The sequence below is a fragment of the Billgrantia desiderata genome (genome assembly GCF_900108215.1).
Taxonomy (GTDB): domain Bacteria; phylum Pseudomonadota; class Gammaproteobacteria; order Pseudomonadales; family Halomonadaceae; genus Halomonas; species Halomonas desiderata.
Genome location: NZ_FNVC01000022.1, coordinates 14,438 through 33,806 on the forward strand (window position 1 = coordinate 14,438; position 19,369 = coordinate 33,806).

Here is a 19,369-nt window from a genome sequence, read left to right on the forward strand (position 1 = left end):
GGATGTTCCTCTGGCAGTGAAGTGGTACAGCTCACAATACATCATGTAATCGATTGTTGCTTAGCTTTGCCTTACACGACACCATGCGTGTTCCCTGGCTTCCGATCCGGGACTTTTTCGTGCCGCGCCCCACTCTATGTATCCTGCCCCAGCCCAAGCCCTTCGCGCGCATTTAGAACTGTTACAGCAACCTATTGACATCAAAGCATTTTTGTGGTCCTCAGAGTTGACGATTTCACTTCGTTTGGATATAGTGATTCATATGTCAAATCCCGCAGGGGAGAAAGGCCATGAAAAACAACGCTCAACAACGCCAGCATGTCTGCTACGACGACGATTGCCAGGAACAGCCCGGAACTACTGCCCGGGTCGGCAAGGGCCTGGTACGCTTCCTCGGCGTCGCCGCTCCGGTGGTGGCCGGTGCCGCGGCGGGTGTGGTGAAGGCGGCGGGCGAGCTGCTGGTGACTACCGGGCGCGAGAAAGGTGACGAAGCCACTGATTTAAGTTTTTCACGCGACCTTGAACTGAAATTAGGTCTAAAGGATGGCTTCGCTTCCGATGGCTCCGAGTGGTACGAGGGGCGCAAAATGTATGACTACGATAGCGACGACTAAGCGAGTGGCCAGAATGGTTATTACTCTGCTGGCCACCTCCTCTCTTAAGTCAATCGAAATCCTCACTAAACGCTAAATTCTTAAGCGCATTGGCAACAAAGTCGCCCGTATCCGTTCCCATAGGGTGCCCATCTTCACCCCCTCGCTTCTCGGGAAACCTGTCGAAGTTAGCGCTTAGCTCTGGCAACAACTCCCACATATCATTTCCTATGTAGCTCTCTACGTTTTCCGGGCGAGCATGCTTTCGGAGGAATTCCCATCGCCCCCTCCACCTCTCTTCACCAATCAAACAATAGGCATCTTGACCCAGTTCTTTGCCTGGCCCCAACGTTCTTATAAAGTCGCAATGAAACTTCGACTTCGAATGTCCAGGCGTGCTCCTCAACAAGAGGGTTATCATTTCAGGCCAATAATTGAGTTGCTCGACAAGCCTTTCATGGATAGCATGCAAAACAGACCCATTACTCCGCTTCATATATTTCACTTCCACCAGAAACGAGGATTTCTTATCTGGATCAATCACTAAGAAATCAGGGAGTTTTCGCAACCCATCAGGAAGGCTTATTTGCTTGTAATCATCATAGCTTAAATAGGCCGCACCTTTGACAAGCTCTTCAACACCAAGAGGGACTACCCGATATCCTACTTGTTCAAGCAGCAACTTACTTAATGTCTGAGCCACCTGCCCCTTAGCCTTGCTGGATAGCTTCATCGCCATGATTGACGCCCCCTGCGGTTGTTGTTCCCACAGGGGGCAGCCTAAGATAGCCCCGTTGCCACTGGCAACACCACTGGTCGGCCCTATCTCAACCGCTGCGTCGCCTTGTTCGCGGTTTGTTCGCTAGCCTGGCGCGCCTTACCTGCCCCGCCAGCAGTGATGTCGCCTAACCCACCACCTACTCGATGCCCCGCCCACGCCAACATCCCCATCCAGAGTGCCGGCAGGAACAGGTAGGTCGTGGCCGAGACGAATTGCAGTGCGATCATATCCGGTACGCTGCCCAGACGGCCCAGGAGGCCGATATTCGCGCCGTCGCTGGCATAGATGAGGTCCCACAGCCGGTTGTCGATCCAGCGGGCCAGCTCCCACCAGAACGTCAGGAAATAGATCCCGAACAGCGTAAAGGTGGCCGTGCCCACCGTCTTGTAGCTGTACCCCGACATCACGATGATGATCGGCAGCACCATGCTGATCGCCATGATCATGATCCCCTGGATCATCGGCAGCGTCATCTTGACCACGTACATGCCGGATTCCAGAGCCAACAGGCCGGCGGCACCGCCGACCGTGCCCAGCCCCCCACCCAGTGCGTCCCATGCCGAGCCGGAGCCGAGAGTGTCGGCGTAGCCCGCAGTCTCAAGCCGCCGGTTGTTGGCCGCACCATGCTCGAGGGCCACCATCCTGCGAATGGTGACATCCTCCGCCAGTTCCATCTCGCCATCCCCCACGTTACGGCTCCACCAGCCCCGCAGGCGATCCATGGTGCTCGGCGATATCTGATTGCGCAGCGCAGCGCGCAGCCCAAGCTCCGAGTGCTCCCACCACTCCTTGCAGGTTGGGTACCCACCATCGCTGGGCGGGGTATGGCGACCGTAGTCGCGCTCTTCTACGTAAGGGAAACGCCTGATGGCGTCCCTCGCAAAGAGTTCATCGTAATAGCCCGGCGTGGCGCGGAAGAAGCGCGAGCCTATCCAGCCAATGTCGCCAGAGACATCGATCTCGGTACCATCCGGATAGCGGATGGTAGAGTTCGAGAGGTCCTCGATGCGTCCGTAGTTGCTGCGCACGATACTCACCGCTGCGGCGTAGCACTCGCTTGCAAACCGCTGCACCTCGTGCTGCAGCGCGGGGTCTGAGATCGACTCGGCGTTAACGGCGACGCGGATGGATTGGAAGTCGGTGGTGCAGGGGACGGCCGACACCCCATGCGCCACCGCGCCTTGGCTGACGACGTGTACGAACGCCCACCAGATCGGCACACCCGGAGACTGGCCGTCGAGCTGATTGAGTGTGTCCCCCGCCCATTGCTCCGCGTCGAGGCGTCGGGTTCCGCACTCGCTCGACTCGTCCCGGTTGATGCTCGCAGTGACCACAGACAGTGTCATGGTCGGCTGGCATGTCAGCGAAAAGCAGAACACCATCGCCCAGAATGAGCTCTTGATGCGATTAACGGTGAGGATGCCCTTGTTGCCCGCCTCGTCGCCCTCTTCGGTGGCCTTGTACCACTCACGGATCACTAGGGTAACGAAGGGCAGCACGGCCAGCTTGGTGCCCATCAGCATGCCCCAGAGCGAGTTCTGGACGATATAGCCCACCAACAACAGCGGGTTGTGGAAATAATCGAAGACGACCAGGTGTGCGGTACCCATTACAGCACCCACCACCGGTATTGGTTGAGAATCTCAAGGAAGGCAAGGAAGTAGAGCGTGTAGCGTTCGAGCAGCTCGAGCACACGCCGGCGATACACACCTCCGTCGCGGTCCTGCGCGACCCGGGTCAGCAGCCGGGGTCGCAACAGATTCAGCCATGCCAGGCCCAGACCGCAGACGAACAGTACCCGCCAGATGAACAGCCCGAACTCGGACTCCGAGATCCAGGCGTGCACTGCCATTACGCTGCCCAGCTGCCGGTACATGAACACGAACATCAGCAGGCCGAGAAGCAGCGTGAACAGCAACGAGACGATCGCCAGCACCAGGGGGTGCCAGCGTAGCGGGTGATACCAGGGATGCGGGGTCATTCGTCGCCCCCAATAAACTCTCGCTCGAGAAGGCTCGATCCCGGGCGCACGGTCTCCGCCTGGGAGCTCGAGCGACGTGACGCCTCGCGGCGCAGCGTGCTGCCCACGGCGCTATCGGCCAGCTGGTGACGTAACTCGAACTCGTAGCGCAGCGCTTCGATTTCTCGGTCCAGGTCCGACACTTTACGATCGATCGCTGCGACCCCCTTCTCGTTGCCAGCAATGCCCGGTTCACTGGCTCCGGCAAGCATCAGCCGCCTGCCCCAGAGTGCCTTGCTGATGGTGCGGGCCATGGCCATTTCGCTCGCTAGCCGGTGGGTGAGCAGGTCGCGCTGCGGATCTCGCTGCAGACTCTCGATCACGCCACGGCTGATGCCGAAACCATCGCCGGCGGATACCTCTGCGAGCGCCTCCGCGGTCGGCGCTGTGGTTCCGTTGACCAGGGCAACGAGCTGCTCGTGCAGTTCCGCATACTCTTCCTCGAGTTCGCGAGCCAGGCCGGTACCGGCTTGGCCGCGGCTCTGCTCACAGTCATCGCATGTCTGGTACTCGAGCTCGCCGATCACGGTTTGGACCCAGCCCACGGCATCATCCGGAGACGCCCAGACAGAGCACATGCCGCCGGCGCAGCCGCTCGCACCGGAGCCGCCACCTCCGTCGCCCGTACCGTTGCCATTCCTCGCCCCTGCGGCCCCCCAGCCCCCACCGCCACCTGCGATAGGCTGGCGGCTGCCAGGATCGGAGCGGCCGTGCAGAAGGTTGTAGCCGGCGCGCGCGGCATCCTCGACAACACGAATCGGTGCCTGGCCGGCGCCACCTCGGCGCTCACCACCGACCCAGGTCACGCCGGCATCACCTGAGCGCGACTCGGCTTGCTCTTCGGCGGCCACCGCGTCCCGCGTTCCGCCAGCGGCATCCTGCCAGGCCATGGCCAGGGACTGCCGCCGGAAGGCGTCGCCCATGACGACATCAGCCATCTGCTCGGAGAGCTGTTGGCACGAGACCCGGCTACGGTCAAACGAGGCCGATGCCTGCAAGACGCCGTTGTTCATCATGTCGTAGAGGTCCGGGTTGCTGCGCTTGATGATCATGGCAGGCATCGACATGACGGCACTCTGGGCGTTATTGATGACGTCGCCCATCAGGTTCTGGAAGCCACGAGTGAGGCCGTTGAGCTGATTCGACACGGTCGTGCCGATATCGAAATTCCCGCAGGTCATGTTGCTGTTCCAGCGAATGCCGATCCCCTGCGAGAAGGGATTGTGGCCACGGCCGGCGGACACGCTGAACGGGGACGCACCACCGATCTGGTAATAGAGCGCGTCGCCGGCGGACTGGGCGCTGGCATGGGTCGATGCTGCCAGCACGGCAGCGGCGATGAGTGCTCGAGATACACGAAAGGCACGGGACATAGTGGCATCCACCTCAATTTCCGGTGTGGGTAAGCAGTGTCTGGCCTCGGCGCTGGCAACAGCGGTAGCGCTGCCACAGGGCGAAGGTGTAGTTGCCTTGGGGGTCAAGCCGGTCGGCGTAGGTGTCGCTGGGACTGCGGTCCGGCCAGGCGACACATTGCTGCGTCATATTCGGTGAGAGATGCTGCCAGCGATGCTCGCCATCGCCCTCGACCACCGGGCCGGGCGGCCAATAGCCATCGCGGCCCCCACCTGCCAGGGGCTGGTAGACGTGGGGCTGGCCTGTGCGAGTGACGATGTCCACGGCGCGCTGTGCAATCAGCGCCGCGACCTTGTAATCATGGCTACGCGAGCCGATGAAGGCTCCTCTCGGGTAGATGTTTCCCCAGTTGTCACCCGGCTGGCCGAGTTCCCTCCGCCCAGGGATCAGCGCCTCGGGATATGCCATCTCGGGGATGTTCGAGCGCCAGGCCAGGACATCTAAGGGGGAGCTGAAATAGGGCTCGAATGCCCGGCTGCGCCCCGCGCAGGTGAGACCGAAAGCGCCGGCCATCTCCCGAAATACCTCGTTACCCGGGTGCCCGATGACATCGGCCTCCTTGAAACGAAGCGACTGTCGGTGCTGCGTTGTACCATCGGATGTCGCTCTGCCGCCGGCGATCCCCAGGGCGCCTTCCGCCAGGTCCACAAGCGGCGATGTCAGTAGCGACACTTCCCGCCAGGGATTCGACCCAGGGCGCTCGTAGCTGGAAACGACAAGCTCGGGGACGTAGTGCCTGACTTTTACTGACGTACGGATCGAGCAGCCTGTCCAGCTACAGTGGAGCCAGACACACACACCCACCACGCGGTATTCGAGGCAGTCCGGTGCCACAGCACTGGCGATAATCTCCGGCGTAGTGATCGCATGAGCCGGTGACGGCGCCGTGCTACCGACGATCCCGGAAACGGAAAGCAGCGCCGCGGGGAGCAGTGATCGCCACTTCATTGCCCTGCCCTCCCGCGCTCGAGCTCAACGATTGCGGATTGAACGTCAGGCTGGCCATAGACGACATACGCGCCTCCCATCACCACCGCCGGCACCTTCTCAACGCCGAGGATCCAGGCGCGCGCCAGGCCGGTATGCAGATCCCCGTACTCCTGAACGGCCCGTAGCCACTCATCACTACGCATACGCTCACGCATGATAGCCTCTGCGGCGACCGGGTCCTCCGGCAGACCCCGCGACAGTTCTAAGTCGAGACGCGCGGGAGCATCGAGCTCAATGACCGCGACACCGTTGGGCACGTTTGTGACAGGCTGACCGGCGACCGTGAACACCTCGATCGTTTCCGCCAGCGGCGCCGCCGAGGCACAAGAGGCAGCCAGGCACGCTCCCAGCCCCAGGGCGGCGGTAAAACGGTTGAGTACAAGCGGCATCGTTTTCTCCCATTCGGCGGCATCATCAGGGCAGTGATACCGATTCGATGCCGCTGCAGAGAGTGGAAACGTTAAATCCGCTAGTGGAGGTTTAATGCAGCGTCCGTTGCCACTGGCAACGGCGGCATTGCCCCTAGATTAGAATCGCCCCCTTCCGCCCAAGCATGGGCTCGGCTATCCTTGGAAGTGCAATTGCTGCCGATGGCAGCCCGGACTTTCTCACCGGCCCCAACGAGAGCCCCTTGAGCCCACGGGCTCCCCCGAAGCCGCCCAAGCCTTCCGCAAGCAGGCGGCGCCGCGCAAGCGGTGAAGGCACGACTCTCAAACCACTGGCCTCCGGCCAACCTACCCCACCATGGGAAGCATTTGCCTTCCCATCGGGGAGCGGTGTTTCTCATGGTTTCGTTCGTCTACTGAAACCTGAAGGAGAAACACCATGGCAACAGCAACACCTGCAACCCGCCCCGCATCATCCGGCTCATGGATGGCCTCCATGATGTCCACGGTGTTGAGAGGCTGGCCGTTCCTCATCGGGCTATGCCTGGCATCACCCGACATCGCTGGCGTCGCCATCATCATGGCCATCCTGCTAGCGATCGGCTGGGTTGGCTGCGCAGCATGGAAGCACCGCGGCCGGCTGTCGTACTGGGCGCGGCGCCTACGCGGCGAAGAGATCCTGTTGCTGCCGGCGCCGCCGGCGTCATCGGAATCGAGGCAGGAACAGGCCGCAGAGATTGAGTCCAGCTCCGAGCGTATGCACGAGGGGACTATCGTCGCTCTGGGACATGCCCACTACCGCCACGATAAGCGCAAAAAGATGAACTTCTTCATCCGGCTGCGCAACGTAGGCGGAAATGAAAGCGATGTCTGGGGTATCGACCTCGCTCGCGTCGCGCAGGAGCACTCATTGGCCGCTGGCCAGGAGGTGCGCTTGGTCTACGAAGGCCGCCAGCGCGTCATCGTCGAAGAGCCGACGTTCGATGAAGCAGGCAGGCTCGTGGAGATCAAGGAAATCTCAACACACCGAAACCAGTGGCGAGCCGAGAGCCTCGGTTAGCCATTCTACCCACCCTGGCGGGGCCTCGCCCCACCGGGGCGGGGTTCGCGAGTGCAATCCATCCGGACATGAGGAGATAAAAATGTTCGGTAAGTACAAGCGGCTATTGCGCCCGCTCCTTGATGCGAAGCCCTCAAAGCGCGAACTCCGTACGATGGAGAGGGTTGGTGACCATCTTGGTAAGTTGGCCCTGGCAACACAGGTAGGCGGGTTGATAGCCTTTTTCAACCCGACAGGAGACTTCACCCGTTTAGGGGCAGCTGCACTGTTCACCATGGGTGTGATCACCCTGATGGTTGCCATCATGCTATACTGGGTAGCAGATGGTTCACTGGACGAGGAGGCCTAACGATGGATCTCGGGTTCTATCTTGTACTTGGCGGTTGGGGGTTGTCCCTCATCGCTATTGGTGGATTCTTCATTTATCGAGGCCTGCTCCTACGTGCTCAAGAGCATGATTCATAAAGAGCAAAAGCAGCTTCATACTCAAAAAGCCCGCTTCGGCGGGCTTTCCTTATTGCTACCAGCAGTTCGGTCGCACCAGCTTGGGAGCGCATTGTTTCTTGGCGGTTGAGGACCGCCTCTCATCGCCATCGGTGGGCTATCACCCTTTATATTGGACACGGCATAACTAAAAGCTTGACTCGTAAATTACACAATGGAAATCCAACAACGCTAAGGGTTTCCCTGGCGTTGTTAGAATTCAGTTAGTCTGAATGGACTTAAGCAAGCCACAGATGCCATACAGAAATCGGCCCCGGCCCGTCTGCCAATGCCGAAGAGTTCAGATAGGTGAAGGGACGTTCATGGCGGGAAATTGCCATATCAGCTTCTCCCGCTCCAATTGTTACCGGAAGCTCCTCGATGCAATAGTCTGGTGGCGCTTTAGTCATCGCATTGGACAGGAAGGGTACTAGCTTTCCGCTTATCGAAGAGCCATCCCGAACATAAGCAATCATGAACGCTTCTCGGTTGCCCCAAGCATATTCACCTTCCACAAAACGGCGGATACCATTGTCGCAATAGAGAACCTCCGTCTTGGACGTGGCAGCATCTATAATCTTGGCCTCCGCTATAAGAGGAAAGCCTCGATTTTGGTTGGAAAGGATGATAGAGAGATCTGGCCGTTTTTCTAGATGAGATCCATCAAAGCTCAAGCTTTCCTGGCCGCGCGCCACACACAGAACAAGTTGCCCCCAGAGAGGTTCATACTCAATCATTGCGTTTAAGCGTGATACCATCAGCGCTGTGACCTCTGCCTCACTGCCCGATGCAACGGTCGCCTGCGCTTCTAGGCAAATGCCGCTGAACGCTCGGATCAGACCTTCCGCAATGATTTCGAGATGTACACTCGACACTTCGGGCAGCGGCAGATGAAGACCGCGCGTTAATTCAGCTATCTGGTCTGGACGTGGGCGGATTGCAGTAGGCCTCATGCGATCGACGACCTCTCGAATAGATCGACGTGAGACCAAATGATGCGCTGAGCAAGCAGCCGCGCCTGCGTTTCACTCCAGTACCGTCGTTGCGCGAGACGTCCAATGAGCAAAGTATCAGCACCGCTACGGAGAATTATCTCTGACGCCGCCGCATCATCGGCAGCACGCAGTAATCCCACCCAATCGCTCGCGTCTACCGACATATCGTCGTTTGGTCGGCTTGCGCGGATCTCAATACCATACCAAGGGGATATGATTGGCTGATCAAGTCGCTGTACGTTAAATTTGGATCCGAACCGTTCACACCAAGGAGATAGTTCTGCTTCTAAAGCCTCGCAGAAGCGAATCTGTTCCTCTTCTGAAGGAGTGGCCTGAGCCTCCCGCCTGTTATGCGCAAACGGGAGACTGAAATGAAGTGTATCGGCAATAACTTGCTGGTCTCGCTGTCCAAGACCATAGAGCTCCAAGACCCATTCATCCACTTCATTCCAAGATATTTTTCCTTGGCTTAATTTCTCGAAAATTGCCTTTATCTCAGCCTTCTGGGATACAGAAAACTTCCTGAAGTCAGGAAGTGGCATCCGATCCAATGTCGCTTTCTCAACAACTTCACGTTCGATCCCGAACCGCCCGCTTGTGACAAGAGCAATCCACATGGCCAACTTGCTTCCAAAAACAAGAGCAAGATAGCGCACGAACAGATGAGCGTCGGAAAATCCACGCGGACTGTATCCATAAAAACTCTGGTTAAATACTACGTCCGCTTCTGAAATTGCAACCCCAATGCGTCCAGTAGTCACGGGAGGCGCCTCGTGCACAATAACAAGTGGGCCAGAATAAATTTCCTGGGAGCGGAGACGGTGTACACGTTCCTGCATAAAAGGGGTCAAGCGTTCATGCTTAATGCTTACACGGCTAAACGTCGTCGCTGTGATTTCCGGAAGACCGTAGAGCGGATATGCGTCTACGCCTGGCATACCATCCCCTTTCCGGCGAATCGTGCTACTGGGGCGTAGCTTCTGGTAACCGTTTCCGCTACCACTGAGTTGACCACTAGAGGTAGTTCCGATTGCCTCACGCCAAAATGCTTCCAATGTAGGATAGCCGTGATTTCGCAACCGTTCGAGAATACCTAAGTCAGCTTTTGTACCGCGAAAAAGAACCTTCAGAATCTCGGGAGTATGGGCAAATTGCTTTGATGGGATCACTTCCGCATTGAGCGCATCAATCCGCATCGCACCGGCCTCATTGAGAGACGCCTCAATCCTAGGGCTGATGAGGCGGAAACCAGCACTTGGCCCCGGTATTCGATTTTTAGCAAATAAAATACAAAAGGGAGCGGTGATCTCTGGCCAGACCTTCGTCTGGCGCAACTCCACACCATTGATGACAGAAGTGACGTCAAGCGCCTCGAATAGTGCCTGGCGAGCATCGCCCATCCCGTCGCCCTGCAAAAATAACAGCCTGGCATGAAGCGCAAAGGCTATTTGCCCATCGGCTTTTGCCCACTCCATGGCTCGCCACACAAAAGGCAGATCAAGGCCTTCGTTTGGTAACGGGGGAGATACTATGGATATATTCCTCTTCGCTGCTATCCGAGCAATTGTTTTGCGAACGAGGTGCCAGTCGGGCAGTCCGGTTCCGCTTGACCACGGGGGGTTGCCGATCACAAGATCATAACGAGCGATGTGCTCGTCCCCTACCAGCGGCCCCAGGCTTCCAAGTTCAGCGCCCTCTTCTTCGCCACCTGTGCCGATGCGGTGAAGCACCTTCCCACGCAGATCTTTGAACCGCAATTTATCAACTGGTTGCGGATTCGGATCTAGCTCAATGGATATGAGGTACAAGCCCAATGCAGCAAAACGTAGAGCGGTTTCATTGATATCGAAGCCAACGATTTGCTCATAAAGGATGGACCGAAGAGCATTCGTATCAGGCCGTTTTCCTTCTATACGCCAATGCTCAGCGACCAGTTCACGAAATGCCGTTAGCAAGAAGACTCCCGCGCCCGCCGCCGGATCAAGCACCTTGGCCTTGTGGCTTAAATCCTGCCGTTCCAGGGCTCGGAATGACGCTCTCACCATGAGATCAGCTATCGGACGGGGAGTATAAAACCCCCCTTCTCGCCGCTGGCGGAGTGGCGCGTGGCTACGCAGATAAAGCTCATACGCCTGGCTTAGAACGCCAACTGGAATATGCGCAAAATCAAGATTATCCCACTTTTCTTTCCAACCGAGAAAAAGCTGACTGTCTGGCGCGCGCCGTAGTACATCGCCAAGAGTTTGATAAGCATGATCTGGGAGTTTTGCGAAAATTTCGTCAGAAAGCGGCAGCAAATCTCCATTGAAGGTTTCATCCAGCCATGTAGATGTTTTCTTTGCTATTTCTTGGTTATCAAAGAGGCCAGCCCCTCCCTCAATGCTAGACAGCGCCGCAGGTAGCAGTTCACGGTCTGCTAAAAATCGCGTGAAAAGAGCACGCCCAACGAGCGATATGGCATCCTCGTCTGTGACATTAGAACTAACTATTAACCGCGTAATCGAACCTGTGAGCAGGTTCAGAACAACATTGGAAATCCAGTTTCTCTGACTGATTGCCGCTTCAGGACGAACATTACCGAGGCGTGCAAAGGCAGCTGCTCGACCATTCTGATCATTTCCCCAATCAACCCGGGCCTGTTGTGGTGACTTGCGGTCGAGCGCGATCCGATAAACCTCCAAACGGCCCGGCCCGACAACCCCTAGGTACGGAGCGTCACCTCGCATGGCGAGCAACCTTCTAATTTTATGGAGGTGGTTATCATCCTGAAGGGTATCAGCATCGACAAGGAAAACCAGTGGGGCACCTTGCCATTCATAAACGGCGCTTACGCTGCCCAACGGGTCGCTCCCAGTCCGGCGCGTAGTTAGGAGTGTTGCATAGGGCAGCAGATCAGGATCATTACTATCCAAAAGACGAAGCCCTGCAGGATCGCCCCCAAACTCTGTAATGATGCCTGCTAAATCAGCCATCGAACTTGCTCCCGCCTTGGTGGGAGACACATGGAACCCGGATGCCGCAAAATATCATATATCCAAATCCAAATTAGTTTGCCGACCTCCACCGAAATGCCCTCGACGCGCACCGCCACGCGGCTTCTTCGGCACGATTTCGACTTTCGACATCATGCTACGGTAGTCGCCACCCATTTCACTGATTCCAGCGATCAAGACGGCGATTAGGGCCAGGTGCGTAGGAAGTTCGCCGATACGCGCGTAATTCGAGATCGAATTCGGATTCATTCCGATAAGCTCCGCGAAGGCCCGGACACTCAACCCTGCTTTTTCAATCTCTTTTAGAAAATCTGCATAAAGCACCCGGGCGCACCTGTACACCACATAGATTAATGTATTGATAGCACATAATTTTATGTACATAAAGCCGTTAGCGATAATGCCGCACAGGAGTGGCCGTTCATTTCCCACGTCTTCAGTTGATAGGCCCATGGGTCCCCTCGAACTCCCGGTATCCCAGTCGCTCACGCTCCTGGACGTTGAGCCTGTGGATCCACTCCTTGAGCGCATAGACATCGCGCTGGGCCTCGATGACGAACTTAGGGTGTGTGCGATCCACGGTGTCCAGCGTCAGAGTGCCAATCCCCAGCATGCGCTGAAGGAGGGGACGCGACGTCGATAAGTCGCGGATCCTGGCCAGCTCTAGTTGATCTCGCCGGCGATGGAGAATGCCGCGTGCATAGCGCAGCCGCTGAGATGTGAAGGTATAGCTGGTGGTCTTGAGCTCGAGCAGCCGGATCGACGGATGCAGCAAAGCGCCGACCCAGATGCCAGTGAGCAAGATCGCTATCCATGGGGTATCGTGCTCGGGCCCCACCCAACTCAGCACTTCATCCACCACCTGCATCACGGCATGGATCTCGTAACGGTACGCCAACACTGCCACCGTAGCGATCACGGCCAGAATCACAACGACGCCAAGAACGGGAATTGCCGCCCGCGCGGACGGCCGCAGCGTGACCAGATGGCGTTCGTCATCCGCCGGCGCGGGCATCTCGGGGAGGCGGGAGTCAGTCATGCCGCCTCCCGCTGCGCGATAATGCCACGCTTCTCATCCATCCGCCGAGCGATTTCAACCGCGGCGTCGTATTCGCTGATGCCCAGCTCAGACATCACCTGGCGGCGTTCTTCCTTCTCGTGCGGCTCGGTGCCGGCGAGTGACAACGCGAGACTCGGTGGCACGATGCGGAACAGCGCTTCGACCTTCTTCGCAAGCACGACCCCTTCGGTATATTGCCCTGGACTCTTGACCGCAGAGAGCATCAGTTGCCGCTGCGCCGGCGAGAGCGTCTTGAAGCGAGCGACCTGGGCCACTTCGTCAGGCGGCATGTTGAGACAGATCCACCACTCAATCATGTTGAGCACCTTGGCCGCGGCGTCGGGGTAGTCCTCGAGGTTCTGTGTGGCCAACCACAGCCATAGCCCCAACTTGCGGCCCATCTTGGCAACCTTGACGAAATAGGGGCTCAGCAGGATGTTGGCCATCATCAGGTGGGCTTCGTCCAGGCAGAGGATGATGGGGCGGCCGGACATCTGATCCCGCTCGGCAATATTGATGACCGTGTTGGTCACTCCGATCACGGACAGAGCTAGCTGCGCTTCGTAGCCCTCTTCCGAGAAGTGAGCCAGGTCGATGATCGTGACATCGCACTCCGGCCAAGCCTCCCCCTTACTGTTGAAAACCTCGCCATCGAACCCGTGACAGAATACGTCCAGTGCGCCGCCCATATCGTAGGCCCGCTGCCGGGCTGCGGGCGGCAGATCCTCATCGCGAGAAAGCGCATACAGCTCGTCACGAACATCCCCTGTCAGGCACTGGCGCCCGGCCTTATATGTCGCCAGCGCCGCCCTGGTGATCGCGGTGGTGACGAGCGAGATATCCGACCGCCGAAACACCTCCTCCTCTTTCGGCTCGCCTCCGGTAATCATCAGCCGTGCGGCGGTCAGCATCTCTTTCAGCAGGTCGCGTTTCTCGTCATCGCCCTCTGGACGGTCCGTGTCATCTTCCTCCTCAAGCGGCGCCGGTGTGTCGAGCTCGCGGGCAATCTCGGCGGTATCCAGAGCCCACTCGTTCGCGGTGACCAAACCTTCTTCTTCCAGGTACCGATGCGCTTGGGCGAACGGTGGCAGTGTCGTTCCAGCCCCTGGCGTCAGCCGGACCCGGTTGACGGACAGTCCCTGGCGTTCGAAGTGCTGTCCCAGCAGCCCAAAGGAGTTTCCTTTTTCGATCACCACCAGGCGGGGTTTGTACATCGCCATCTGCTGCATCAGCGCATCATTGAGCGTCGCTGATTTCCCGGCGCCGGTCGGCCCGAACATCAGCAAATGCGCATTCTGTGTGCGATCGAGCTTGTTGAGAGGGTCAAAGTGGAACCCCTCACCGCCACGGTTGAAATAGCTCCACCCTGGGTTTCCGGTGCCTCGCGCGCGCCCCCAGAATGGGGCCAGATTGGCGAAGTGCTGGACGAAATTCATCTGCCGGTGATACCCCTTCCTGTCCAGATCGGGGTCATATGCCATGGGCTGCCACAGCAGATAGGCATTGTGTGCTGCCACAGCATCTTCGGGGCGTACGGGCTTGAGCTGAGCGTTCGTCAAATGCGTTGTGAGCTTCAGCAGTCGTGACTGCAGGTCGCGTTCGTCATTACCCCGCACGAGAAACACCAGGGACGATTGGTAAAGCTTGTGATCATCACCGAGATATTCTCGAGCTTTCTTGCAGTCCTTCCTCACCCGGTCCGCCAGCACACTGTCACCCTGAGCACTCTTGCGCAGGTCGTCGATACGGGCCTCCAGCGGCTCTTGCGGCGTAACTACGAGCGTCAGACACACCTCCACCCCTTCAGGCAGCAAATCCATAAGGGCGTTGCGGCTCGTGCCGCCGGCGCGCGACACTTCGCCAGTGAGGTGCCCGATGCTCGGCGCTCGGCGCATCTCCTCGACGGCTAGCACGGTATGCGGTAGCCCGTCGAAGTACCACAACCCATTGTCGACATCGACACGCGGACTGCTAGCGAGCAGCCCTTGCGCTAGGTCGTACTGGGGCAGGCGGTCATCGTCACCCGGGTAGTCGAACGCGTCGTAGAAGCGCTGCGGATCGGCAGGTGAGAACTCAGGTCTCGGATTGAAACGGGGGACCATCCAACGGTGGAAATCGCGGGCATCGTAGCGCTGGAACGTCAGGCCGGTACCGGCCAATGCTGTCGTCAGCCGCTCATAGACATGATTGATCGCCGCTTCCGGGGTAAGGCCATCACGATCGATCTGGCCCTTCTTGCCCGCACTCAGCCAGCGGTAGAGCACCAGGCGCACCCGCCGGCGCTGACCGCGCCATACGGTCTGCGTCACGGTGTTGTCGGAAAAGAGCCCTTCAGGCTTGCCGATGGAACGCAAGTGCTGTTCCATCATGTCGAGCCAATGTTGCGTATAGGGCGTATCGGCGAGCTCTGGCTTGGGATACGCGCGCAAGCGCTCGATCTCTTCACGCGGGTCGGTGGAATCGGTGCAGTAGAGCTGCAGTACCCACGGATTGCGGTCGTATTCGGGGAGGCTGTCCTGCAGTGCGCCCTCGATGACGTCGCGGATCTCGTCGAGATCCGCTTCCTCACGTCCCTCCGTTGCGATCGGCGTCACTTCCGCCACGATGCCGACGGACACACCATCCTCCAGCAGGAAGGTCTTGCTCTCGGGCAGATACTCGAGCCAGGGCAGCCGGTCCACGAACGAGGGGCGGCGCTTATACGCTTTCTTCAGTGCCGCTCGCGTGATCGGCTTGCCGCGAGGCAACGTCAAGGGTCGTCCGCTTTCATCGGTGAGCAGGCCACTAGAGGACTGGAAGGCAGACGGCTCTGTGGGCGTTGGCCTACTCTGCTGTCCCGTCGGAAACAGCGACTCCAGGAATCGATCGAAGGTGCCCATCAGTCCTCCTGGCGCCATGGGCGAGCCGTCTCTCCGGGCATCGCGTAGGGAGTGCGCGAGTACAGCGGGAACACCGTGCTGTAACCCGGGATTGGCACCTGCTCGGTGCCACCGGCGAGGTGCGGATAGACGTACATCACTAGGTCGGGATTGGGGAGCCGGCGGAACTGGCTGTTGATCTCGTTTGCCGCCTCCCGCGTGTAGCGGATGCGCTCATCGACCAGCGCGCCATCGCCGATGCCGCGGCGCAATTCGCTGCGCCGGTCGAGCAGCCCGCGATGTGTCGTATCATCAGCACCGCGGCCGCTAGGACCTTGTCGCCATAGCTCGGCGACTGTGGGCCCACCACCGTGATCGAACAGCCGATCCTTGTTCGTTGCGCAGCCCGCCACCAGAGTGATGACAGCCACGGCAAGAACACTACGGCATAGGATTGATGAACAAATCGCGCTGATCATAGCGGACCCTCCTTCCTGCGGTGTCGTAGTCGATGTGCAGTTCATGATCGATGTTGACGATCACTTCTTGCCCCGGCGGCGTGACGATCGCCGCAAACGCCTCCCCATACAGCCGGTTTACCCAACGGCTCATGTCGCTGACACCACCGGCCAGGATCGACTGCGCCGCCTGGCTGCCGGTCATTGCGCTCGAGACCGTGCCATCCGGGTTGACCGTTGATACCGAGTTCCCATCGCTCAGCAGCGTCGCCACCCCCGCCCCGGCGGCGGTCAGCAGCGACTGCGTGCCAAGGTACTGCGCAGCATTGCTGGTACGCTCACCGCTGACACATGGCACGCCGTGGGCGTCGGCGATTTCGCCCAGAACCGTGCTATTGCCGCCACGGCCCCCGCCACCATCGACATCGCCGGGAGAGGGCACGGTGCGCACGGTACCATCGTCAAAAATGAAGGTGAGAGAGTGGATCTGCCCCCTGACACAGCTCAGCGTCCAGTCGCCAGTGGCGGTGCCCCTGGCGATCGCACTATGCAACTCGGGCAGCTCGATGCCGTTCGCCATCAGGTTCTCGCGTCCAATTAACACGCGGAACTGGTAGGGATCATTGACAGTACCGTCGACGGGAATCCGCCCAATCAGTGGATTCATCGCCAGCGAGCCGACCAGCATGGAGTTTTCCGGCACGGTATAGCGCGGCTCGAGTGTCGAGGTGTCAGGCTGCCCGGTCAGGCCCCGCTCGACACTAGTCCCAGTGCGCGAGAGCGCTTCGCCAGTGCTGCGCGCCGCGCCGGTCACTGCTTCGCCGAACGCACGCGGGAACTTGATCTCATCGCGGGCGGTACCGCCACGGGGGACTTCCCGAGCATCTATCGGCTCGACCCATGAAAGCTCCGCTGGCGGCGACTGCACTCCTAATGGAATATCGTCACCGAGCCCCAGTCCTATTGGCAGATCCTGATCGCCGCGATTATCGTTCGACGCCGGCCCTGGCGCGCGCACCATTTGCCGCACTTGATCGATTTCGCGGCGCACGGTCTCGAGCACACCTGCATCGACGCGATCCGAGGAATACTCCCTCACCGCCTCCTCGATTCGTGCGTCCACTGAAATCTCACGCGCCTGGATGTCGGCGAGCTGTTGCCGCAGATCGTCGTTCTCGCGGCGCATCATGCGCATCTCACCGACCAGGGTCGCGAGCGTATCGGCGGGGGTGTCTCCCTCGATGCCAAGCACCTCAATATCGTCGTCGGTGAGGATCAGGGTTGGATCTGCATTCTCGACATCCTGAGCGGTGTACGGCTCCGGGCCGCTGCTGCATCCTCGGATCGTCAACACCATGGCGACAATCACGATCAATGGGACCAGGAGCTTGAGCAAAAGGTTACCTTTCACTACCCACCCTCCCCAGCATCCGTTGCCAGTGGCAACAACAGGGCGCTACGCAGTCTGCCGCCCTGGGTCACGAGAAACACCGTGGTCGTATCCTCGGCGCTGCCGCGCGGCCCCAATGTCTGATGCATGAACGTGGCGGAGTAGCAGTCGCACTGGATGTAGCGCGGGTCGAGTTCCCAGCCACGGACATCGGTGTTGACCAATCTCACGGCAGTGACCGTGTGCCCGTCGAGGGTCCATGCGCCAATGGGCTCCGCACGCAACGGTAGAGTGTTGATCAAGTTCGGTAAGGTCTCTGGCAGTTGCATCGGCGTACGCCGCACTCCCGGCAACGACTCGATCGCACGGAGCGGCGAGTAGAGTGACTGTGCGGCGTGTCTGACGAGCGCTACCGGTACCGGCGCACCCGGCACTGGGTGCTGAGCCTCAGCGCTCGCCGGTGCGCTAGCCACTCCGGCCCTCCCTCCGCTTGTCGCCAAGCGCGGCGGGGCGTCGACGATGCGGATATCCTCGTCGCTGGCGTCATCGCTCGCGCTGAGATCGACGAGCAGGATTTCGCCGGACTCGACATCCTGCAGCTGTACCCGCTGGACATCGAACGCATCATGAGCAAGTAGATAGAGCATGCCGCCGGTGCTCTGTACCCGCAGCACGTCGACGCTAGCGATCGGCGCGGGCAGTCCGACCCGTACATTGCGGTCGATCTGCACCACCCGCTCGGTGCCCACCGGCAAGGCGATCGCAAGCGGTCGGCGATCCCACTCCATGATCTCCAGCGCCCAAGCCGCCAGCGGAGACAGCAGGCAGAGCAGCATTACTCCAACGACGGCGGTGATCCGTTTCATCGGCCCTCCCCAGATACTTGATTGGGCAGCTGTAGCCGTTGAGGCTGGCCTTCGAAACAGTCGAGCTGGAGCCCCCAAGGGTTGTATTCCGGATCCACGTCCATCCGCACAACTCGTAGCGGATAGCGTATATAGAGGTCGCGTACCGGTTCCCCGGCATAGCGCTCCTCAATACCCATATCAAGTCGCACTATCCAGCTATCACGGCTCTCGATCGTGACGGCATCTCGGCTATAACCCCGCCCTGGGATCTCGTAGATCCCGCGCGAGCGATTGCGCAGCTCGCCGGCACGCTCGCGGCGCTGGGCGTCGGCCTGCAGCTCCGCCCTGCAGCTCTCTGTCAACAGGGCCTGATACGCATGAAGATTTCGGGGGTAGTCGGCTTCGCCGTTGCGCGGCCAGCGATTGAGCTGTGTCCATACGTAAAGGCCGAAGGCGTACGCGGTCGGGGGCGGCACCTCCCACCAGGCGCGGGTACTGCCGGTACGCAGATCGGGCGGGTTGTGGATCGTTAGCCGCTCCGGCGCCGACTGCCAGCCGTACCATAGGCCCGCGCATATCAGTACCAAGACAGCGATTACGGCGCGCAGGGTCAGGATGTGCGAGTCTTTGGCCGCCAGCGCATTGCGGGTATGGCTCATCTACGCTCTCCCCCCCCTGCGGTCACGTCCGGTGATGCGGTAAGCCCCTGACTCGGTGATGTACTGCCCGTGATACATGAGCCCTGCCCGGGCCAGCTTCCACTCCACCCATTGATACAGCCAGCGCACGCTTCGGCCACGGCGCAGTGGTTGTATAACAGACCCACCAAAGAGCAGGCTCACCATCCCCCCACCAACAGCCAGGGTGGGAATGGTAGCGAAACCAAGGAACCAAGCAGCCACAACACCCGGCACTGCGCCAAGCAGCGCTCCGGCAATGATCACGTACCTCAGTTCCTCCGAAGTCATGCCGCGAAATACTACGGGCGGTTCTTGCAGACGGCGGGGCACGAATTCGATCGTCGGCATGAAGAAGGCTTCC

The 19,369-nt window shown here is 59.4% G+C and carries 19 protein-coding genes; 3 read left to right on the forward strand and 16 right to left on the reverse strand.

The genetic code is table 11. From position 1 onward, the window contains the following. Positions 1-290: 290 nt before the first annotated feature. Positions 291-614, forward strand: a complete 324-nt coding sequence (locus C4S71_RS17140) for a hypothetical protein (RefSeq protein ID WP_103969991.1) — start codon at positions 291-293, stop codon at positions 612-614. A 49-nt stretch (positions 615-663) separates the two neighbouring features. Here C4S71_RS17140 and C4S71_RS22355 read toward each other — a convergent pair whose 3' ends face one another. The 6 genes from C4S71_RS22355 to C4S71_RS17165 all read right to left on the reverse strand — a co-directional run bounded on the left by C4S71_RS22355 (position 664) and on the right by C4S71_RS17165 (position 6,186). After that, positions 664-1,332 (reverse strand): hypothetical protein, encoded by a 669-nt coding sequence (locus C4S71_RS22355; RefSeq protein WP_146064619.1) that lies wholly within the window; start codon positions 1,330-1,332, stop codon positions 664-666. 83 nt (positions 1,333-1,415) lie between these two features. Beyond that, complete coding sequence (locus C4S71_RS17145; protein WP_103969992.1) at positions 1,416-2,984, reverse strand: conjugal transfer protein TraG N-terminal domain-containing protein; 1,569 nt, start codon at positions 2,982-2,984, stop codon at positions 1,416-1,418. Next, a complete protein-coding gene (locus C4S71_RS17150) occupies positions 2,984-3,355 on the reverse strand; it encodes a hypothetical protein (protein ID WP_103969993.1) in 372 nt (123 codons plus the stop codon). Before C4S71_RS17150 ends, C4S71_RS17145 begins: the two co-directional genes overlap by 1 nt. Continuing rightward, positions 3,352-4,767 (reverse strand): hypothetical protein, encoded by a 1,416-nt coding sequence (locus C4S71_RS17155; protein ID WP_200825317.1) that lies wholly within the window; start codon positions 4,765-4,767, stop codon positions 3,352-3,354. Before C4S71_RS17155 ends, C4S71_RS17150 begins: the two co-directional genes overlap by 4 nt. A gap of 13 nt (positions 4,768-4,780) precedes the next feature. Further along, positions 4,781-5,755 (reverse strand): TIGR03756 family integrating conjugative element protein, encoded by a 975-nt coding sequence (locus tag C4S71_RS17160; RefSeq protein WP_103969994.1) that lies wholly within the window; start codon positions 5,753-5,755, stop codon positions 4,781-4,783. After that, the gene (locus C4S71_RS17165; protein WP_103969995.1) at positions 5,752-6,186 is read right to left on the reverse strand and encodes a TIGR03757 family integrating conjugative element protein; all 435 of its coding nucleotides are present in this window, start codon (positions 6,184-6,186) and stop codon (positions 5,752-5,754) included. The genes C4S71_RS17160 and C4S71_RS17165 overlap by 4 nt, the downstream gene beginning before the upstream one ends. A 436-nt stretch (positions 6,187-6,622) precedes the next feature. Between C4S71_RS17165 and C4S71_RS17170 the strand changes: the two genes are divergently transcribed. Continuing rightward, the gene (locus C4S71_RS17170) at positions 6,623-7,243 is read left to right on the forward strand and encodes a hypothetical protein (protein ID WP_146064620.1); all 621 of its coding nucleotides are present in this window, start codon (positions 6,623-6,625) and stop codon (positions 7,241-7,243) included. A gap of 82 nt (positions 7,244-7,325) precedes the next feature. Further along, positions 7,326-7,592, forward strand: coding sequence for a hypothetical protein (locus tag C4S71_RS17175; protein WP_103969997.1), 267 nt, complete (start codon positions 7,326-7,328; stop codon positions 7,590-7,592). A gap of 373 nt (positions 7,593-7,965) precedes the next feature. Here the strand turns inward: C4S71_RS17175 and C4S71_RS17180 are convergent, their stop codons facing one another. The 10 genes from C4S71_RS17180 to C4S71_RS17225 are packed head-to-tail and all read right to left on the reverse strand — an operon-like array spanning position 7,966 to position 19,356. Further along, positions 7,966-8,679 (reverse strand): hypothetical protein, encoded by a 714-nt coding sequence (locus C4S71_RS17180; RefSeq protein ID WP_200825318.1) that lies wholly within the window; start codon positions 8,677-8,679, stop codon positions 7,966-7,968. Then, complete coding sequence (locus C4S71_RS17185; protein ID WP_103969998.1) at positions 8,676-11,693, reverse strand: HsdM family class I SAM-dependent methyltransferase; 3,018 nt, start codon at positions 11,691-11,693, stop codon at positions 8,676-8,678. Before C4S71_RS17185 ends, C4S71_RS17180 begins: the two co-directional genes overlap by 4 nt. 54 nt (positions 11,694-11,747) lie before the next feature. Beyond that, positions 11,748-12,167: a helix-turn-helix domain-containing protein gene (locus C4S71_RS17190; RefSeq protein WP_200825319.1), complete on the reverse strand. Its 420-nt coding sequence runs from the start codon at positions 12,165-12,167 to the stop codon at positions 11,748-11,750. After that, a complete protein-coding gene (locus C4S71_RS17195) occupies positions 12,151-12,753 on the reverse strand; it encodes a PH domain-containing protein (protein WP_103969999.1) in 603 nt (200 codons plus the stop codon). Before C4S71_RS17195 ends, C4S71_RS17190 begins: the two co-directional genes overlap by 17 nt. Continuing rightward, entirely contained in the window at positions 12,750-15,653 is a 2,904-nt protein-coding gene (locus C4S71_RS17200) for a conjugative transfer ATPase (RefSeq protein WP_103970000.1), read from the reverse strand. The genes C4S71_RS17195 and C4S71_RS17200 overlap by 4 nt, the downstream gene beginning before the upstream one ends. Then, positions 15,653-16,111 (reverse strand): TIGR03751 family conjugal transfer lipoprotein, encoded by a 459-nt coding sequence (locus C4S71_RS17205; protein ID WP_103970001.1) that lies wholly within the window; start codon positions 16,109-16,111, stop codon positions 15,653-15,655. The genes C4S71_RS17200 and C4S71_RS17205 overlap by 1 nt, the downstream gene beginning before the upstream one ends. Continuing rightward, complete coding sequence (locus C4S71_RS17210; protein ID WP_103970002.1) at positions 16,074-17,501, reverse strand: TIGR03752 family integrating conjugative element protein; 1,428 nt, start codon at positions 17,499-17,501, stop codon at positions 16,074-16,076. The genes C4S71_RS17205 and C4S71_RS17210 overlap by 38 nt, the downstream gene beginning before the upstream one ends. After that, entirely contained in the window at positions 17,501-18,346 is an 846-nt protein-coding gene (locus tag C4S71_RS17215) for a TIGR03749 family integrating conjugative element protein (RefSeq protein ID WP_103970003.1), read from the reverse strand. The genes C4S71_RS17210 and C4S71_RS17215 overlap by 1 nt, the downstream gene beginning before the upstream one ends. After that, positions 18,343-18,987: a PFL_4703 family integrating conjugative element protein gene (locus tag C4S71_RS17220; RefSeq protein ID WP_103970004.1), complete on the reverse strand. Its 645-nt coding sequence runs from the start codon at positions 18,985-18,987 to the stop codon at positions 18,343-18,345. The genes C4S71_RS17215 and C4S71_RS17220 overlap by 4 nt, the downstream gene beginning before the upstream one ends. Then, positions 18,988-19,356 carry a TIGR03750 family conjugal transfer protein gene (locus tag C4S71_RS17225; protein ID WP_103970005.1) on the reverse strand — a complete coding sequence of 123 codons (369 nt, stop codon included), beginning with the start codon at positions 19,354-19,356 and terminating at the stop codon, positions 18,988-18,990. Positions 19,357-19,369: the final 13 nt, after the last annotated feature.

Coding starts and splice junctions, on each gene's coding strand:
- C4S71_RS17140 (WP_103969991.1), top strand. CDS start 291: ATGAAAAACAACGCTCAACAACGCCAGCATGTCTGCTACGACGACGAT.
- C4S71_RS22355 (WP_146064619.1), bottom strand. CDS start 1,332: ATGGCGATGAAGCTATCCAGCAAGGCTAAGGGGCAGGTGGCTCAGACA.
- C4S71_RS17145 (WP_103969992.1), bottom strand. CDS start 2,984: ATGGGTACCGCACACCTGGTCGTCTTCGATTATTTCCACAACCCGCTG.
- C4S71_RS17150 (WP_103969993.1), bottom strand. CDS start 3,355: ATGACCCCGCATCCCTGGTATCACCCGCTACGCTGGCACCCCCTGGTG.
- C4S71_RS17155 (WP_200825317.1), bottom strand. CDS start 4,767: ATGTCCCGTGCCTTTCGTGTATCTCGAGCACTCATCGCCGCTGCCGTG.
- C4S71_RS17160 (WP_103969994.1), bottom strand. CDS start 5,755: ATGAAGTGGCGATCACTGCTCCCCGCGGCGCTGCTTTCCGTTTCCGGG.
- C4S71_RS17165 (WP_103969995.1), bottom strand. CDS start 6,186: ATGCCGCTTGTACTCAACCGTTTTACCGCCGCCCTGGGGCTGGGAGCG.
- C4S71_RS17170 (WP_146064620.1), top strand. CDS start 6,623: ATGGCAACAGCAACACCTGCAACCCGCCCCGCATCATCCGGCTCATGG.
- C4S71_RS17175 (WP_103969997.1), top strand. CDS start 7,326: ATGTTCGGTAAGTACAAGCGGCTATTGCGCCCGCTCCTTGATGCGAAG.
- C4S71_RS17180 (WP_200825318.1), bottom strand. CDS start 8,679: ATGAGGCCTACTGCAATCCGCCCACGTCCAGACCAGATAGCTGAATTA.
- C4S71_RS17185 (WP_103969998.1), bottom strand. CDS start 11,693: ATGGCTGATTTAGCAGGCATCATTACAGAGTTTGGGGGCGATCCTGCA.
- C4S71_RS17190 (WP_200825319.1), bottom strand. CDS start 12,167: ATGGGCCTATCAACTGAAGACGTGGGAAATGAACGGCCACTCCTGTGC.
- C4S71_RS17195 (WP_103969999.1), bottom strand. CDS start 12,753: ATGACTGACTCCCGCCTCCCCGAGATGCCCGCGCCGGCGGATGACGAA.
- C4S71_RS17200 (WP_103970000.1), bottom strand. CDS start 15,653: ATGGGCACCTTCGATCGATTCCTGGAGTCGCTGTTTCCGACGGGACAG.
- C4S71_RS17205 (WP_103970001.1), bottom strand. CDS start 16,111: ATGATCAGCGCGATTTGTTCATCAATCCTATGCCGTAGTGTTCTTGCC.
- C4S71_RS17215 (WP_103970003.1), bottom strand. CDS start 18,346: ATGAAACGGATCACCGCCGTCGTTGGAGTAATGCTGCTCTGCCTGCTG.
- C4S71_RS17220 (WP_103970004.1), bottom strand. CDS start 18,987: ATGAGCCATACCCGCAATGCGCTGGCGGCCAAAGACTCGCACATCCTG.
- C4S71_RS17225 (WP_103970005.1), bottom strand. CDS start 19,356: ATGCCGACGATCGAATTCGTGCCCCGCCGTCTGCAAGAACCGCCCGTA.